This is a genomic window from Microcystis sp. LE19-84.1B, from assembly GCF_027531875.1.
Taxonomy (GTDB): Bacteria; Cyanobacteriota; Cyanobacteriia; order Cyanobacteriales; family Microcystaceae; genus Microcystis; species Microcystis panniformis.
The window spans coordinates 1-2141 of the sequence record NZ_JAPZSR010000260.1 but is presented as its reverse complement, the minus strand read 5'-3'; the positions used below and the strand labels follow the sequence as shown (position 1 = coordinate 2141).

The 2141-nt window shown below is 45.9% G+C and carries 3 protein-coding genes; 1 reads left to right on the top strand and 2 read right to left on the bottom strand.

What is annotated here, in order from left to right; all coding sequences use genetic code 11:
• A partial coding sequence (aroA, locus tag O9324_RS15175) for a 3-phosphoshikimate 1-carboxyvinyltransferase (protein ID WP_288140611.1) occupies positions 1-1110 on the bottom strand: 1110 nt, incomplete at its 3' end.
• Positions 1111-1490: 380 nt separating this feature from the next.
• On the bottom strand, positions 1491-1622 hold the full coding sequence (locus O9324_RS15170) for a hypothetical protein (protein WP_288140610.1): 132 nt from the start codon (positions 1620-1622) through the stop codon (positions 1491-1493).
• Between O9324_RS15170 and O9324_RS15165 the strand changes: the two genes are divergently transcribed.
• The coding region (locus tag O9324_RS15165) for a peroxiredoxin (RefSeq protein ID WP_288140609.1) at positions 1608-2141 on the top strand (534 nt) is incomplete at its 3' end. The genes O9324_RS15170 and O9324_RS15165 overlap by 15 nt on opposite strands.

Below are 2141 nucleotides of genomic sequence, written 5' to 3'. Positions count from 1 at the left end.
TTGGGTGGCCATCACCGTCAGGCGATCGCTTTCCTTCACCCGTAATTCCTCGGCATCCTTGATAATTGTCGTTCCTTGGGCAAAAACCGCCGCTACTGCCAAAATCGGAATTTCATCGATCAGACGGGGTATAATCTCACCGGCGATCATGGTTGCCTGTAGTTGACTGGATTTCACCCGCAGATCCGCCACCGGTTCTCCCGTCACCACCCGTTGATTTTCGAGGGTGATATCTGCTCCCATTGCCTGTAAAACCTGTAAAACTCCAGTTCTAGTCGGGTTTATTCCCACATTTTCGATTAATAACTCGGAATTAGGCACGATTGCCCCCGCTACCAACCAAAAAGCTGCCGAACTGATATCCCCGGGTACAATCACCGTTTGTCCGGTTAAAGTGGGATAACCCGTCACCGTGACGCTATTAGTCTCCCCATCCACCTCAATATTTGCCCCAAAAGCGCGCAGCATCCGTTCACTGTGATCGCGAGATAAAGCGGGTTCCGTGATCGTGGTTTTCCCCTCCGTTAACAGTCCAGCGAGAAGAAGACAGGATTTCACCTGTGCAGAAGCAACGGGAGAATAGTAGTGGATCGGTTGCAGATATTCCCCAGAAACGGCTAAAGGAGCCAAAGAATTGGCTTTTCTGCCCCAAATTTGCGCCCCCATTTCTTTGAGGGGTTTCACCACCCGGGACATGGGACGCGATCGCAGGGAAGCATCACCGGTAACGACAAAAAAACGGTCCCGATGACCGGCCAATAATCCTAACATTAAGCGGATCGTCGTGCCGGAATTGCCCGCGTCGAGGATTTCTAAGGGTTCCTCGAGATTGCCTAAACCCCTACCTTTGACGATCACTTTCTCGCTGTTAAGTTGGGAAATTTCCACACCCATGGCACGAAAACAACTAGCGGTACTGCGGGGATCTTCGCCCAATAATAACCCATGAATAACGGTTTCTCCTTCGGCGATCGCCCCTAACATCAGGGAGCGATGGGATATGGATTTATCGCCGGGGATAGTGATTTTTCCCCGTAATCCCGTGATTTTGGCTGGATCGATGACTAAATCTTGATGGGATTGAAGGGGGTTAAGGGTGACAATAGACATGATCGTTAGGCAGATGAAGACAAGCTCGATCTATTTTCTCCCTTTACCTCGCCCTTTCCTTGTCAAGTTATGTAAAGAATATTAAGCTAGAACCATAACCTCTTGTCCCCTAACCCTAGTATTTTTTACTAAAATGACTGCTATGATCGTTTCAGATAAGTCTGATACACTCTAGACCAGTTAAACCCTTATGAACTCTGGCCTTGATATTCGGCTCTCTTGGATTTGGTGGGTAAAATGTATTCTAAGATACAGTCCTGCTGGCGCGGGAGTGAAAGGAACCACTCCAGACACAGAGGACACAAAGATCGATCCTATGTAAGTTAAACTTATCACACATAACCTAGAAGAGCCGATATTCTCAATCTTAGTTGAAATGATTATAACTGATAACTGATAACTGATAACTGATAACTGATAACTGATAACTGATAACTGATAACTGATAACTGATAACTGATAACTGATAACTGATAACTGATAACTGATAACTGATTATGTCTCGTCGTCAACTATTGAGTTTTTTAATTGCAGTAATTCTGGCATTTTTTGCCTTGATTCCCGATGCTAACGCTTTAGGTGGCCCCCAACCCCCTTTAAATCAACCGGCACCCGATTTTAGCCTACCGACTAACACGGGAGAAGGGAATATTTCCCTATCGGATTATCGGGGTAAGTGGGTAGTTTTGTATTTTTATCCCAAGGATTTTACCCCCGGCTGTACCCTAGAAGCGCGGCGTTTTCAGCAGGATTTGCCGAAATATATGGCTAAAAATACGCAAGTTTTAGGGGTAAGTGCCGATGATGTCGATTCTCATGCGGAATTTTGCGACTCGGAGGGTTTAAAATTTCCCTTACTGGCAGATACTACCGGAGATGTTAGTAAAGCCTATGGTTCTTGGATGGGTTATGTTTCCCTGCGTCATACCTATCTTATCGATCCGCAAGGGATTTTAAAAGAGATTTATTTAGGGGTAAATCCTGCCATTCACAGTGCCGAAGTTTTAGCACGTTTAGAGGAATTACAGGCG